The organism is Proteus sp. LHD240705, from assembly GCF_047921555.1.
Taxonomy (GTDB): Bacteria; Pseudomonadota; Gammaproteobacteria; order Enterobacterales; family Enterobacteriaceae; genus Proteus.
In genome coordinates, this window is the sequence record NZ_JBLRMI010000009.1 from 136598 (window position 1) to 151860 (window position 15263).

The 15263-nt window shown below is 38.8% G+C and carries 14 protein-coding genes and 1 tRNA gene; 12 read left to right on the forward strand and 3 right to left on the reverse strand.

Annotated elements, in window-relative coordinates; genetic code table 11:
* The first annotated feature begins 81 nt into the window (after nt 1–81).
* The 3 genes from gcvT to gcvP all read left to right on the forward strand — a co-directional run bounded on the left by gcvT (nt 82) and on the right by gcvP (nt 4613).
* The gene (gene gcvT, locus ACNART_RS15660; protein ID WP_368927817.1) at nt 82–1176 is read left to right on the forward strand and encodes a glycine cleavage system aminomethyltransferase GcvT; all 1095 of its coding nucleotides are present in this window, start codon (nt 82–84) and stop codon (nt 1174–1176) included.
* 34 nt (nt 1177–1210) lie between these two features.
* A complete protein-coding gene (gene gcvH, locus ACNART_RS15665) occupies nt 1211–1603 on the forward strand; it encodes a glycine cleavage system protein GcvH (protein ID WP_368927816.1) in 393 nt (130 codons plus the stop codon).
* 133 nt (nt 1604–1736) lie between these two features.
* The gene (gene gcvP, locus ACNART_RS15670; RefSeq protein ID WP_311747487.1) at nt 1737–4613 is read left to right on the forward strand and encodes an aminomethyl-transferring glycine dehydrogenase; all 2877 of its coding nucleotides are present in this window, start codon (nt 1737–1739) and stop codon (nt 4611–4613) included.
* A gap of 90 nt (nt 4614–4703) precedes the next feature.
* Here gcvP and ACNART_RS15675 read toward each other — a convergent pair whose 3' ends face one another.
* Nucleotides 4704–5306 carry an HD domain-containing protein gene (locus ACNART_RS15675; RefSeq protein WP_198620801.1) on the reverse strand — a complete coding sequence of 201 codons (603 nt, stop codon included), beginning with the start codon at nt 5304–5306 and terminating at the stop codon, nt 4704–4706.
* A gap of 31 nt (nt 5307–5337) precedes the next feature.
* Entirely contained in the window at nt 5338–6324 is a 987-nt protein-coding gene (gene ygfZ / locus ACNART_RS15680) for a tRNA-modifying protein YgfZ (protein WP_198620800.1), read from the reverse strand.
* Between the two features lie 264 nt (nt 6325–6588).
* Here ygfZ and sdhE point away from each other — a divergent pair, with 264 nt between their 5' ends.
* Both sdhE and ACNART_RS15690 read left to right on the forward strand, forming a co-directional pair.
* Nucleotides 6589–6864: an FAD assembly factor SdhE gene (gene sdhE, locus ACNART_RS15685; protein WP_036913402.1), complete on the forward strand. Its 276-nt coding sequence runs from the start codon at nt 6589–6591 to the stop codon at nt 6862–6864.
* A gap of 481 nt (nt 6865–7345) precedes the next feature.
* Nucleotides 7346–7753 (forward strand): protein YgfX, encoded by a 408-nt coding sequence (locus ACNART_RS15690; RefSeq protein ID WP_198620799.1) that lies wholly within the window; start codon nt 7346–7348, stop codon nt 7751–7753.
* A gap of 16 nt (nt 7754–7769) precedes the next feature.
* Here the strand turns inward: ACNART_RS15690 and fldB are convergent, their stop codons facing one another.
* Nucleotides 7770–8288: a flavodoxin FldB gene (gene fldB, locus ACNART_RS15695; RefSeq protein WP_088495999.1), complete on the reverse strand. Its 519-nt coding sequence runs from the start codon at nt 8286–8288 to the stop codon at nt 7770–7772.
* 108 nt (nt 8289–8396) lie between these two features.
* On the opposite strand from fldB, the gene xerD reads away from it, so the two are divergent.
* From xerD to ACNART_RS15730, 7 genes are all read left to right on the forward strand, one after another.
* Complete coding sequence (xerD, locus tag ACNART_RS15700; RefSeq protein WP_198625843.1) at nt 8397–9335, forward strand: site-specific tyrosine recombinase XerD; 939 nt, start codon at nt 8397–8399, stop codon at nt 9333–9335.
* Nucleotides 9336–9368: 33 nt separating this feature from the next.
* Nucleotides 9369–10076: a bifunctional protein-disulfide isomerase/oxidoreductase DsbC gene (gene dsbC, locus ACNART_RS15705; protein WP_196533415.1), complete on the forward strand. Its 708-nt coding sequence runs from the start codon at nt 9369–9371 to the stop codon at nt 10074–10076.
* Between the two features lie 9 nt (nt 10077–10085).
* Nucleotides 10086–11819, forward strand: a complete 1734-nt coding sequence (gene recJ / locus ACNART_RS15710) for a single-stranded-DNA-specific exonuclease RecJ (protein ID WP_198620797.1) — start codon at nt 10086–10088, stop codon at nt 11817–11819.
* Between the two features lie 171 nt (nt 11820–11990).
* Nucleotides 11991–13089, forward strand: a protein-coding gene (prfB, locus tag ACNART_RS15715; RefSeq protein ID WP_109371064.1) for a peptide chain release factor 2 whose coding sequence is annotated in 2 segments (ribosomal slippage) — nt 11991–12065 and nt 12067–13089 — 1098 coding nt in all. Because the reading frame shifts where the segments join, the coding sequence is not laid out codon by codon here.
* Nucleotides 13090–13097: 8 nt separating this feature from the next.
* Nucleotides 13098–14612 (forward strand): lysine--tRNA ligase, encoded by a 1515-nt coding sequence (lysS, locus tag ACNART_RS15720; RefSeq protein ID WP_198620795.1) that lies wholly within the window; start codon nt 13098–13100, stop codon nt 14610–14612.
* 207 nt (nt 14613–14819) lie between these two features.
* Nucleotides 14820–14893, forward strand: a tRNA-Gly gene (locus tag ACNART_RS15725).
* A gap of 112 nt (nt 14894–15005) precedes the next feature.
* Nucleotides 15006–15158 carry a hypothetical protein gene (locus ACNART_RS15730; RefSeq protein WP_368927815.1) on the forward strand — a complete coding sequence of 51 codons (153 nt, stop codon included), beginning with the start codon at nt 15006–15008 and terminating at the stop codon, nt 15156–15158.
* The last annotated feature ends 105 nt before the right edge of the window (nt 15159–15263 follow it).

Genomic DNA, 15263 nt, shown 5'->3' on the forward strand with positions numbered 1-15263 from the left:
TGATTTCAAATCAAGTTTAATTTTATATTTAACAAATTACGTTCTCTGAATAATCTAAAGTAAAAGTAGAAAGAGGGAAGAATGGCAAAACAGACTCCGTTGTATGATGAGCACGTAGCCTGCGGTGCTCGTATGGTCAATTTTCATGGTTGGATGATGCCTTTGCATTATGGCTCCCAAATAGATGAACATCATATTGTACGTCGTGATGCAGGTATGTTTGATGTTTCTCATATGACCATTGTTGACTTACATGGCTCACAAGTTAAAGATTTTCTACGTTATTTATTAGCGAATGATATCGCTAAACTCACCGATAAAGGTAAGGCGCTTTATACCGGTATGCTAAATGCATCAGGTGGTGTAATTGATGATCTTATCGTCTATTACTTTGATGACTCTTTCTATCGTCTCGTTGTGAATTCTGCCACTCGTGAAAAAGATCTCGCGTGGATTGAACAACATGCTTCAGATTATGTGGTTGATATCACTGTTCGTGACGACTTAGCATTAATCGCTGTTCAAGGTCCTCATGCACAAGAGAAAGTACAAAGCTTATTAAGCGAAGCGCAACGCCAAGTCGTTTCTGCCATGAAGCCTTTCTATGGTGTAGAGCTTGGAGACTTGTTTATTGCGACAACGGGCTATACCGGTGAAGCTGGCTATGAAATCGCAATGCCAAAAGAGCAAGCAGTCGATTTTTGGAAAAAATTATTAGCTGTGGGAGTTAAACCCGCAGGATTAGGTGCAAGAGACACATTACGCCTAGAAGCGGGAATGAACCTCTATAGCCAAGAGATGGATGAAACGATTAATCCACTTGAAGCAAATATGGGATGGACGATTGCATGGGCACCAGAAGATCGTCAATTTATTGGTAGAGAAGCATTAGAAAAATTACGCGCAACAGGCACAGATAAACTTGTTGGTCTTGTAATGCGAGAGAAAGGTGTGTTACGTGCTGGCACTGCCGTACACTTTACTGATGATTTAGGCGAGTTAAGAGAAGGTATTATTACAAGTGGTACTTTTTCGCCTACATTAGGCTTTAGTATTGCATTAGCAAGAGTTCCAGCAGGTATAAAAGATAGCGCAATTGTATTAATGCGTAATCGTGAGATGCCAGTAGAAGTGGTAAAACCTGGTTTTGTTCGTTCAGGTAAAGCATTGGTATAACACGTACAATTATTTTAAATGGAGAGTAAGGTCAATGAGTCAAATACCTAGTGAATTAAAATACGCACAATCTCATGAGTGGATCCGTTCAGAAGGCAATGGTGAATACACTATCGGTATTACTGAACATGCACAGGAATTATTAGGTGACATGGTGTTTGTTGATCTACCAGAAGTGGGTAGAGAAGTCGCAGCTGGTGATGATTGTGCGGTAGCGGAATCAGTAAAAGCAGCATCAGATATTTACGCACCATTATCGGGTGAAATTATCGCAGTAAATGAAGAGTTAGATGGTTCTCCAGAACTGGTGAACAGTGCGCCTTACGGAGAAGGTTGGTTATTTCGCATTAAAGCAAATAATGAAAGCGAATTAGATAACTTACTTGATGCCGCCGGTTATCAAGAGCTGGTAGATAGCGAAGAGTAAAACGAAGCGCCCCGTCAAATCAATGTCGGGGCGTTTTTATTTGTTAGCTTGTTATCGTAATGCTATATCAACGCGCTTTAAGCCTTGAGCTATTTACCTATCCATTCATAGTGAATTCAGGAAATTACTTGCAATGACACAGACTTTAAATCAGTTAGAGTATCGCGATGAATTTATTCGTCGCCATATTGGCTCATCACCAGAACAGATTAAAGAGATGCTCAGTGCTGTTGGCGTCTCCTCATTAAATGAATTAACTCAAAAAATTGTCCCAGATAATATTCAATTAGAAACACCACCGAATGTGGGTGCAGGGGCAACAGAGCAAGAAGCCTTGGCTGAATTAAAAGCGATCGCCAGCCAAAATAAACGTTTTACTTCTTACATTGGAATGGGTTACGCACCTTCTGTATTGCCTCCTGTGATTTTGCGTAATTTATTAGAAAATCCAGGTTGGTATACCGCTTATACACCTTATCAGCCAGAAGTTTCTCAAGGTCGTCTAGAATCACTATTGAATTTCCAACAGGTTACAATTGATTACACGGGAATGGATCTCGCTTCCGCATCGTTGCTAGATGAAGCAACGGCCGCAGCTGAAGCAATGGCAATGGCAAAACGTGTAAGCAAATTGAAAAATGCGGATCGTTTCTTTGTCGCTGATGATATTCACCCTCAAACCTTAGATGTTGTCAGAACGCGTGCAGATACTTTTGGTTTTGAGGTTGTTGTTGATAAAGCTGAAAAAGTATTAGAGCTTGAAGGTGTCTTTGGTGTGCTATTACAACAAGTCGGCACAACGGGTGAAGTTCATGATCACAGCAAGTTATTAGCCGCACTAAAAGAGCGCAAAATAATTACCAGTGTTGCCGCTGATTTAATGGCGCTGGTGGTTCTCACTGCGCCAGGTCATCAAGGTGCTGATATCGTATTAGGTTCAGCGCAACGTTTTGGTGTCCCTATGGGTTACGGTGGCCCACATGCGGCATTCTTTGCTTGCCGTGATGAATATAAACGTGCGATGCCGGGTCGTATTATTGGTGTCTCTCGCGATGCTGCGGGTAATCGTGCATTACGTATGGCGATGCAAACGCGTGAACAGCATATTCGTCGTGAAAAAGCGAACTCGAATATTTGTACATCCCAAGTTTTACTTGCCAATATCGCGGCTATGTATGCGGTTTATCATGGGCCAGAGGGGTTAAAAACCATCGCTCAACGTATTCATCGTTTAACGGATATTTTAGCTGCGGGTTTACAACAAAACGGTATGGTATTACGCCATAAAACTTGGTTTGATACATTAACGATTGATACCGCAGATAAAGCCGCTGTATTACAACGTGCTAAAGATGCCGAAATTAACTTACGTACCGATATTGTGGGTGCTGTAGGTGTAACACTAAGCGAAATTACAACGCGTGAAGATGTATTAAAGCTTGTTGAAATTATCAGTGGTAAAGCATTCACTGGTGATATTGATGCACTTGATAAACAAGTTGCCTCCTCATCAGTATCAATTCCTGCTTCTATGCAACGTAAAGACACTGTGCTGACACATGAAAACTTTCATCAGTATCACAGTGAAACAGAAATGATGCGCTATATGCATCGTTTAGAAAATAAAGACTTAGCATTGAATCAAGCGATGATCCCATTAGGATCATGTACGATGAAACTTAATGCTGCTGCTGAAATGATCCCTATTACATGGCCTGAATTTACAGAGCTACATCCATTCTGCCCAGCCTATCAAGCGAAAGGCTATCAAGTGATGATTGGACAACTGTCCAATTGGCTTGCTGCATTAACGGGTTATGATGCGATGTGTATGCAACCAAACTCGGGTGCGCAAGGTGAATATGCGGGCTTATTAGCGATTCGTCGTTATCACCAAAGCCGTGGTGAAGGTGCGCGACATATCTGCTTGATCCCAAGTTCAGCACACGGTACTAACCCAGCTTCTGCTCATATGGCTGGCATGACAGTGGTGGTGGTCGGTTGTGATGATAACGGCAATATCGATATTGCAGACTTAAAAGCCAAAGCAGAAAAACATCAAGCTGAACTCTCTTGTGTGATGGTGACATACCCATCAACGCATGGTGTTTATGAAGAAGGTATTCGTGAAGTTTGTGAAATCATTCATCAATATGGCGGACAAGTTTATCTTGATGGTGCCAATATGAATGCGCAAGTGGGGATCACAACACCGGGCTTTATTGGTTCTGATGTTTCTCACTTAAACTTACATAAAACCTTCTGTATTCCTCATGGTGGTGGTGGTCCAGGAATGGGGCCTATTGGCGTGAAATCACACTTAGCGCCATTTGTACCAGGTCATTCTGTTGTTGAAATGGAAAATGTCACTACACAAGGTGCTGTTTCTGCGGCTCAATTTGGTAGCGCTTCAATACTACCGATTAGTTGGATGTATATTCGTATGATGGGCGCACAAGGGCTTAAACAAGCAAGCCAAGTGGCAATCTTAAATGCGAACTATATCGCACAACGTTTGAAAAATGATTATGACATTCTTTATGCTGGCGCTGATGGTTATGTCGCACATGAATGTATTATCGATATTCGCCCATTAAAAGCGAATTACGGTATCAGTGAAATGGATGTGGCTAAGCGTTTAATTGATTATGGATTCCACGCTCCAACTATGTCATTCCCTGTTGCGGGCACATTAATGATTGAGCCAACAGAGTCTGAAAGTAAAGTTGAAATTGATCGCTTTATTGAAGCTCTGCTTTCTATTCGTGCTGAAATTGCACAAGTAGATAAAGGTGTATGGCCAATTGATGACAATCCATTAGTTAATGCACCTCACACACAATATGAATTAGTGCAAGAGTGGTCACATAGTTATAGTCGTGAATGTGCGGTGTTCCCAAGTGAAGCAACGAAACAAAGCAAATATTGGCCAGCGGTTAAACGTCTGGATGATGTGTATGGCGACCGCCATTTACATTGTTCATGTGCGCCAATTAGTGACTATGAATAAGCTTTAATCTAGCTATATTCTTAAATTTAAATACCGATGGTTAAGTTAGCCATCGGTATTTTTTATTTAACAAATTCAGCATTGAATAGATTACTTCAGCCAGCCTTTTTTCTGTGCCTCTAATAATTGAGGGTAGAGATATTGCCAAAATTCAGGCCACTGTTTTTCAATAAACAGATTACGTGCTAATACTTGCTCTAAGCGGATATTATTTTCGACCCAGCTTTGACCTTTATTATGTAAATTCATCAGCATCGGCATGGTGCGATCAAGAATATTAGCAAACTGAGATTCTGGTGTTTCAGCCGCATCATATTCCAGCCATAAATTGAGGAAATATTCACTTTGTGGGGAAGGCAATAAAGAGAAAATACGTTTTGCGGCTTTTTGCTCGTGCTCTTTAATCGCTTCGCGAGCGGCAACGTCATAAACCATCACATCGCCAGCATCTATTTCGACGATATCGTGAACAAGGGCTAATTGAATAGCTCGTCCCATATCAATGTCACCCGCGTAAGGCTGAAAACTCATTGCTGCAACGGCAAAGTGCCAACTATGTTCTGCGGTATTTTCGGAACGACTATTGTCTAATACATTATTTTTACGATAAACACGTTTTAGTTTATCTAACTCCATAATAAAGTTAATAGTATCAGAGAAGGGGCCAAATGCCCCTTTTGGTAATTGTGTCATAAAAGTCCGTATTGGTTATGATAAATAAGAATTACTCTTCTTCTAAAGAATAAGGCAGTGGTTTAATGGATAAACGACTGATGTTATCGTCTTGAACTCGAAATACACTATCTGGCTCCATATCGTTATTCATAACAACTTCAGCCAAAATAGTATTATCAGCCATACGTACAGCGCTTAATACCGTTCCTGTTTTACGCCATTTATCTTCGCCTAATTGCCATTCAACGCTACCACCAATCTCTGGCAATTCAGTACCACCACCTGATAACAAATACATAGCACGTTTATTTGCGCCTCTGAATTTCGCACGAGATACCATCTCTTGCCCAGTATAACAGCCTTTTTTAAAGCAGATACTCAGCGGTAATGCTTGCAGATTTGTTGCTTGAGGTAAGAATTGCTCAATATTTGGAGTATCAATAATAGGATATCCAGCCTCAATATCTAAGGCTAACCATTGCTCACTATTACTGGTTTCTGCTTTTAATGTTGTTGCAAGATTTTTTGCTGTTTCTTCGTCTGTTACGATTAAAAAGCGTTCAGTAGGTAAAGGTAATTGCAGAATATAAGTATTATCGTGATTAACCACTTCGTTTGCTTTACGAGGGATATTTGGAAAGTAATCTGCTAATGCAAGAGCAGCGCCTTGCCCTGCTAATCCTAATAAAACGCTATCTGTATTTTCAGCTAAGGTTACTTTTGAAAATACAGCATATTTTTTTAATTCAGCAAGTTGTTTTTGTGCGACATTTTTACGCAAAATATAAGCAAAACCCTCTTGCTGGTGGAATAAGCGAAGTGTACTCCACATTTTACCTTTTGCTTCACAGTGTGCAGACAATGTATGTGTTGTTGTTGGAAGTGCTGCAATATCCGTTGTTAGTTGACCTTGTAGATATTTTTCACTGTCAGCACCTGTTGCTGTTATCAGTGACCATTCATCTAAAGAAACCAGTGTTAATGGCAAATTGATTGCTGCATGAGGGCGTTTAGCCTGAGTAGAATTTTGAGTCATGATGTCACCAGCTATTAAATTAATCAGATACATCAGTTATGGTAAAAGAGTGGCAAGACAATGCAAGTCATTATTATTTTTAACGCACGGAAAATGAACTTGATAAATAACAAATGAAAGCATGTTCAATAGGTTGTCTATGAGACTAAACCTGCAAACTGTGATCATTTTGATGTTAAAAATTTTGCGATAAGACTATTATCAATGCTAGGAAGAAATAGTGGTATTTCTTGATTTGAACAATGTAAAGAGCAGAGTATGACTATCGATATAGAGAATAAAGCACGAATTAACTGGGCATGTCGTCGTGGAATGCGTGAACTGGATATTTCTATCATGCCTTTTTTCGAGAATGAGTACGATACGCTATCTGATAACGATAAAGCACTTTTTGTTCGTTTACTAGAGTGTGCAGATCCTGATTTATTTAACTGGTTAATGAATCATGGGCGCCCTGATGATGATGCGCTCTATTATATGGTGAAATTAATCCAAGATCGCAATAAAGCTAGAATGGCGGAGATCGTTGATAAATATTAATAAAATAGATTATCAAATCAACGATAGGATTAAATAGTAATTAAGATTGATTAAAAATGACGCCTTTATTTTCTCATCAAATAAAGGCGTTTTCATTTTTTATGTAAAAATTTAATAATATTAAGGATACTCTAAAATTTACTGAAATAAAAAATGTAGTTGCGTTAAATTTGCGCACTACCTCTAAAAATGATCGCTTAAATCGTCTTTTTTTGATGTTTTTCGCTTTATACTTAATAAATCAGGTATGCTGACTTTATTAAAACAGCGATTAAGAAAGAATAGAAATTTCGTACTTATTATTAAGTTATATTTTTTTAATACATATTAAATCGAAAAAGTAACAATAAATAATTAAGCTAAAATATAAGATAAACTATTTGCAAGGTTAAGGAAGAAGTTACATTATAAATAGATTGGTCTTTATTATCTTTAACTTATTTATATTCGTATAGAATTATAGCAGGAGTTAATATAACTCGTGATTTTATGGAAGTCGCACCTCACAGTATCATGGTTTACTCAACTCTTCTCAACAGTTGCTTATGTTGCCTTTGAGATCGGTTTACTGTTGTATCCATGGCCTCCTGATTTTATTTATGTTTGGGTTCCATTGTTACTTTTCTTGATAGGTGGTTGGTATTTCACACAAAAGAATATTAGTCGTATCAAAGGGGATTTTATTTTACTGAATGGCAACCGAATTCAATGGAAACTGCATGAATGGCAAATAACAAAACGCCCTTGGATCAGCCGTTTTGGTGCTCGAATAACGTTAACCTCTATTCTAAATAAAAAGCAAATCACGTTATGGGTTGCTTTTGATAGTATGACTGAAAATGAGTGGCGTAACTTTTCTCAGTTATTGATGCAATATCCAGATATTTAATATCTGGATATTAAATTTATAAATTTTCTTCTACTTCACGTAGAATTTGCATACACCATTGTGATAAACGTTCATCAGTTTCTTCAAATTGGTTTACGTCATCTAATGCAAGACCAACAAAATGTTTACCATCATCAGATAAAGGTTTTGGGCTGACAAATTCATACCCATCAACAGGCCAGAACCCAATAAACTTAACACCACTTGGTAATAAATGATGGTAGAGCATACCCAGCGCATCAAGGAACCATTCGCTGTAATCAACCTGATCACCCATTCCATACATTGCAATAAGCTTATTTTTTAAATTTAATGTCGGCAATGTATCCCAAATATTGAGCCAATCTTCTTGGATCTCACCAAAATCCCAAGTTGGAATACCTAAAATAAGGATGTCATATTGTTCCATAAGCGTGATATCACACTCTTGAACATTATGAAGATCAACGAACTCTTCACCGAGAATATCACGAATTTTTTCTGCTGCCATTTCGGTGTAACAAGTGCTGGAACCGTAAAATAGACCAATTTTCATAAAGGTTTTTAGGATATTTTTGCCAATAAAGGTCACTATTGTACCAGAAAAATTTTTTTATAAGGCATAATGTAAAGGCGATAAGCTAAAGAGAGGGAGAGTAAGACTGTGTCACAAACCAAATTATCGACAAAAAAGGCAACTCATATCAATGAAGATACTGATATTATCATTGAACAATTTCTCGACAATATTTGGTTAGAGCAAGGCTTATCTGCAAATACGCTCAGCTCTTATCGCTTAGACTTACAAGCATTAGGGCAATGGCTTGCACATCACGAATTAGACTGGTTATCAGTCACTACTTTGGATTTGCAATCCTTTCTCGCAACGCGTTTAGATGAAGGCTATAAAGCCAGTAGTGCCGCGCGTCTACTCAGCACAATGCGTCGATTATTCCAGTATCTGTATCGTGAAAAATTACGTTTAGATGACCCAAGCTCATTACTGTCAACACCTAAGCTTCCTAAGCGTTTACCAAAAGATTTAAGTGAGCGACAAGTTGATGATTTACTCAATGCCCCTTGTATTGATGAGCCTCTTGAATTGCGCGATAAAGCAATGCTTGAAGTGCTTTATGCATGTGGGCTTCGTGTTTCTGAATTAGTGGGATTATCCCTCTCTGATATCAGCTTACGACAAGGCGTGCTACGTGTTATTGGTAAGGGCGATAAAGAACGATTAGTTCCTTTAGGTGAAGAAGCTATTTACTGGCTGGAGCAATATCTGCAATATGGAAGACCCACTTTAATGCAAGGAAAAACAGACGATATTGTTTTTCCTAGCTTAAGAGGGCAAAAAATGACACGCCAAACATTTTGGCATCGGATAAAACATTATGCAGTGATAGCAGGGATCGATACTGAAAAACTATCACCTCATGTGTTGCGTCATGCATTTGCGACACATCTCTTAAATCATGGAGCAGACTTGCGTGTTGTACAGATGTTATTGGGGCACAGTGACCTCTCTACAACACAGATTTATACCCATGTTGCAACAGAACGCTTGAAAGCGCTTCATCAGCAACATCATCCAAGGGGATAGCCGCTAAAGAGCAGGCGTTAAATAGGAATTCAAATGAAAAAGAAATTATTCTGGTTGCCAATATTATTAAGCATGGTGTCAATGCCTGTGCTTGCTGACAATGCCTCAATTGAAGCGCAACTGGCTAAAATGCAAATTAAAGCAGAAAGTATCCAACCTACACCGATTGTTGGGTTAAATGCGGTGTTATCAGACAAAGGTATTTTTTATATTACGGATGATGGTAAGTATCTAACAGCGGGCCCTATTTATAATATCAGTAATGGTGAGCCAGTCAGTATTGCCAATCAAATTATTATGAAAAAAGTAGATTCACTTAAAAATGAAATGATTGTCTATAAAGCACAAAATGAACGCCATGTGATCACTATTTTTACTGATATTAGTTGCCCCTATTGCCAAAAACTTCATCAAGAAGTACCCGAATTGAATAAACAAGGAGTGACAGTACGCTATTTAGCGTTTCCTCGTAATGGCATTAGCAACAATATTGTGAGCAAAGAAATGAATGCTGTGTGGTGTAGTGGCTTCCCTAATAAATCATTAGACAGTGCATTTAAAGGTGACAAAATTATTGCGATTGATGATTGCAAAAAAATCAATATCAATGAACATTTTAAATTAGGCACTATGATGGGGATCCAAGGCACACCTGCTATTGTATTACCTAATGCTAGTATTTATGGTGGATATATTTCTGCACAAAACCTTGTTGAATTATTAGATAAAAAAGAGAAGTAATTACGTTTTATGGTCACTATTGAACCGACATTGCGTCGTCGAATTGCACAGGCAACTCAATTACCAGATAACTTAGATCCCTTATTACGACAAATTTATGCTAATCGTGGAATAACCTCTGAAGTTCAACTAGAACGATCGTTAAAAGGCTTACTTCATTATCAAGCATTAACAGGAATAGAAACGGCAATTTCATTACTGATTGATGCATTACAGCAACAATCTCGTATTGTTATTGTTGGCGATTTTGATGCTGATGGTGCAACAAGTACCGCACTTGCGATTAAAGCATTACGCCAAATGGGATTTAAGCAGGTTAGCTATCATATCCCTAATCGCTTTGATGATGGTTATGGTTTAAGCCCTCAAGTTGTTCATGACGTTGCTAAAAAAGGGGTTGATCTCATTATCACTGTAGATAATGGAATTTCCTCTTTTGAAGGTGTAGATGCGGCTCATGAATATGGTATTCGTGTCCTCGTTACCGATCACCATCTACCGGGACAAACCTTACCTGCCGCTGATGCGATTATTAATCCTAATCTGACAGATTGTTCTTTTTTATCTAAATCATTAGCAGGTGTTGGCGTTACTTTTTATTTAATGACGGCATTAAGAGCTGAATTAGAAAAACAAGGCTGGTTCGAGCAACAAAACTTAACTCGCCCAAATATGGCGGATTTTCTCGATTTAGTTGCACTAGGCACAGTGGCAGACGTTGTTCCTCTTGATGAAAATAACCGTATTTTTGTTTATGAAGGATTACGCCGAATTAGAGCTGGACGTTGTTGTGTGGGTATTAAAGCGTTAACAGAAGTGTCTCGTAAAGAACTATCTCAATTGGTTAGTAGTGACTTAGGTTTTTCTTTAGGGCCTCGCTTAAATGCAGCAGGGCGTCTAGATGATATGTCGGTGGGGGTTGCTTTACTCTTAACTGACAATATTGGTACTGCTCGTGAAATTGCCAATGAACTTGATGGATTAAATCAAACTCGGCGTGAAATTGAAGCGGGAATGCAAGAAGAAGCCTCAACCATTTTTCGCCAGTTTATGGGCACTCAACATGATTTACCTAATGGTTTAGCGATATATCATCCCGAATGGCATCAAGGCGTTGTGGGTATTTTAGCCTCTCGTATTAAAGAGAAATTGCATCGTCCTGTTATTGCGTTCGCACCTAGTGGTGATGGTCTGTTAAAAGGCTCTGGTCGTTCAATTAGTGGCGTACATTTGCGAGATGCCTTAGAGCGATTAAATACATTAAATCCGGGGTTGATGGTGAAATTCGGTGGGCATGCAATGGCAGCCGGGCTTTCACTTGAAGAAGATAAATTCCCTTTATTTCAGCGTCATTTTTCGTCTTTAATGGCAGAGTTAGTTTCTGACGAGCAATTGCAAGGCGTTATTTTATCTGATGGTGAGCTAACAGAAAACCAGCTATCACTACCAATTGCGGAAATGCTAAGAGAAGCTGGTCCGTGGGGACAAGCTTTTCCAGAGCCTTTATTTGACGGTAAATTCACGTTATTACAGCAACGTATTGTGGGTAGTAAGCATTTAAAAATGATGCTTCAGCCCGTAAATAGCCATCTTATGATTGATGCTATTGCCTTTAATGTTGATATTAATATGTGGCCTGATAACAGCATTAAAATGGTTGAGCTAGCGTATCGATTAGATGTGAATGAATTTAGAGGGCAACGTAATGCTCAATTGCTTGTTGAGCATATTTGGCCTTGTTAATGCGAATAAATTAAACAATTTACCGTGATATAGAGAGTCACGTTGTTATGGTAACAACTATCTGATAGACAGTTGTATATAAATGCTATAAACCCGCTGATATATCCGTTACAATATGCGGTTCAAAATTTATTCCAATTGTTTTTGAAAACAACATAAAGACGAAAAAATATGTTTGAAATCAACCCCGTAAAACACCAAATTGAAGAAGTCTCTGAAAGAACGAATGTTCTCAGGGGGTATCTTTGACTATGATGCCAAGAAAGAGCGTTTAGAAGAAGTTAACGCTGAATTAGAACAACCTGATGTATGGAACGAGCCAGAAAGGGCACAAGCATTAGGCAAAGAGCGTTCATCTCTTGAGGCTATCGTAGAAACAATCGATCAGTTAGAGCAAGGACTAGAAGATGTTTCTGGTTTACTTGAATTAGCGGTTGAAGCTGATGACGAAGAAACATTTAACGAAGCTATTGCTGAGTTAGATGGTTTAAATAAAAAGCTTGAGCAATTAGAATTCCGTCGCATGTTCTCTGGTGAATATGACAGTGCGGATTGCTACCTTGATTTACAAGCGGGCTCTGGTGGTACAGAAGCGCAAGATTGGGCAAGTATGCTGATGCGCATGTACTTACGTTGGGCTGAATCAAGAGGCTTTAAAACAGAAATTATTGAAGAATCTGACGGTGATGTTGCAGGATTAAAATCAGCGACTATCAAAATTATTGGTGAGTACGCTTATGGTTGGTTACGTACAGAAACAGGTGTTCATCGCCTAGTTCGTAAAAGCCCATTTGACTCAGGCGGCCGTCGCCATACCTCATTTAGTTCTGCCTTTATTTACCCTGAAGTTGATGACAATATTGATATTGAAATCAATCCAGCTGATTTACGTATTGACGTTTATCGCGCTTCGGGTGCGGGTGGACAGCACGTTAACAAAACAGAATCTGCGGTTCGTATTACCCACGTTCCAACAGGTCTTGTTACTCAATGCCAAAACGATCGCTCTCAGCATAAGAACAAAGATCAGGCAATGAAGCAGATGAAAGCGAAGTTATACGAGCTGGAAATGCAGAAGAAAAATGCAGATAAGCAAGTAATGGAAGATAACAAGTCCGATATTGGCTGGGGTAGTCAAATTCGTTCTTATGTTCTTGATGATTCACGTATTAAAGATTTACGTACTGGTGTGGAAACGCGTAATACACAAGCAGTATTAGACGGTGATCTTGATAAATTTATTGAAGCTAGCTTAAAAGCGGGCCTGTGAGGAAAAACATGTCGCAACAGCAACAAGGTGCGGAGCAGGCACCTGATTTAAATAACGAACTGCAAACACGCCGCGAAAAATTATCCGCTTTACGTGATAATGGTAACGCATTCCCAAATGATTTCCGCAGAGATGCGCTGTCTGACGAATTACATCAAAAGTATGATGCAATGAGTGCAGAAGAGTTAGAAGCAGCAAATGTGGAAGTTTCTATTGCAGGTCGTATGATGACTCGCCGTATTATGGGCAAGGCATCTTTCGCTACATTGCAAGACATGGGTGGTCGTATTCAGCTTTATGTTTCTCGTGATGATTTACCAGAAGGTATCTATAACGAGCAATTTAAAAAATGGGATCTCGGCGATATCTTAGGTGCTCGCGGTCGTGTTTTCAAAACGAAAACGGGTGAATTAAGTGTTCACTGTACAGAAGTGCGTTTATTAACGAAAGCACTACGCCCATTACCAGATAAATTCCACGGTTTAGCTGACCAAGAAATGCGTTATCGTCAGCGTTATTTAGATCTGATTTCTAATGAAGAATCGCGTAAAACTTTCCAAATTCGTTCACAAGTCATGGCGGGTATCCGTCAATTTATGGTGAACAAAGGCTTTATGGAAGTTGAAACGCCAATGATGCAAACCATTCCTGGTGGAGCAAGTGCGCGTCCGTTCATTACCCATCATAATGCGTTAGATATCGATATGTATCTACGTATTGCACCTGAATTATATTTAAAACGTTTAGTTGTGGGTGGTTTTGATCGTGTATTCGAAATCAACCGTAACTTCCGTAACGAAGGTGTATCACCACGTCATAACCCAGAGTTCACCATGATGGAACTCTATATGGCGTATGCAGATTACCGCGACTTGATTGAATTAACTGAAGAATTATTCCGTACATTAACTGAAAATGTACTTGGTTCTTCATTAGTGAAATATGGTGATCAAGAGTTTGACTTTGGTAAACCTTTTGCCAAATTAACCATGAAAGAAGCTATCTGCAAATATCGCCCAGAAACCGTAATGGCTGATCTTGATGATATGGATAAAGCGGTTGCTATTGCTCAATCTATTGGTATTAAGATTGAGAAAAGCTGGGGCTTAGGCCGTGTTCAGTGTGAAATTTTTGAAGAAGTTGCAGAAAGCCACTTAATTCAACCAACATTCATTATTGAATACCCAGCAGAAGTTTCTCCACTGGCTCGTCGTAACGATGATAATCCATTTATTACTGACCGCTTCGAATTCTTTATTGGTGGTCGTGAAATTGGTAATGGTTTCTCAGAACTCAATGATGCACAAGACCAAGCAGAGCGTTTTGAAGATCAAGTTCGCCAAAAAGAAGCGGGTGATGCAGAAGCAATGTTCTTCGACCATGACTATATCACGGCATTAGAACACGGCTTACCGCCAACTGCAGGTTTAGGTATTGGTATTGACCGTATGGTGATGTTATTTACTAACAGTCATACTATTCGTGATGTTATTTTATTCCCAGCAATGCGCCCTAATAAATAATTGTTATTTTAAATAACTGTTATTTTAAATAAATGGTTAATTAACGAATAGCATTAACGAATATCAATATAGTTATAAAGCCACCGAAAGGTGGCTTTATTGTTTTTTAAAACAAATGGTTATCTTTTTTTTGATGATTAAATAATCATTTAAATAAAAAGGGGATTGTCGTTCAATTAAGGAGGCGTATAATCAAAAAAATCTAATGCGGGCGTAGTTCAATGGTAGAACGAGAGCTTCCCAAGCTCTATACGAGGGTTCGATTCCCTTCGCCCGCTCCAATTTTTCATCGTGAATTTTCTTGGCTCAATAAATTTGATTGCGTAATCTGTATACAACATTAAGTTGATATTTTACATATCTAATATACTAATCTTAACGCAGGAGGTTAAAATGGCTATTACAAGTAGTACGTTCGGTCGCACCATCCTGACGGGAAAAGATGCAGAACAAATGCTTAAGCAAATAAAGAACTCTAAGCCTAATGCTAAACGTTCTTTAGAAAATGCACGTCAGAATCGCCAAAAAACAGTAAAAAATGCATAGTTTAAATTTAGGGTAGGTTGTTGAACTAAAATGGAATTATTATAACCTAACCTAACCTAACCTAACCTAACCTAACCTAACCTAACCTAACCTAACCTAACCTAA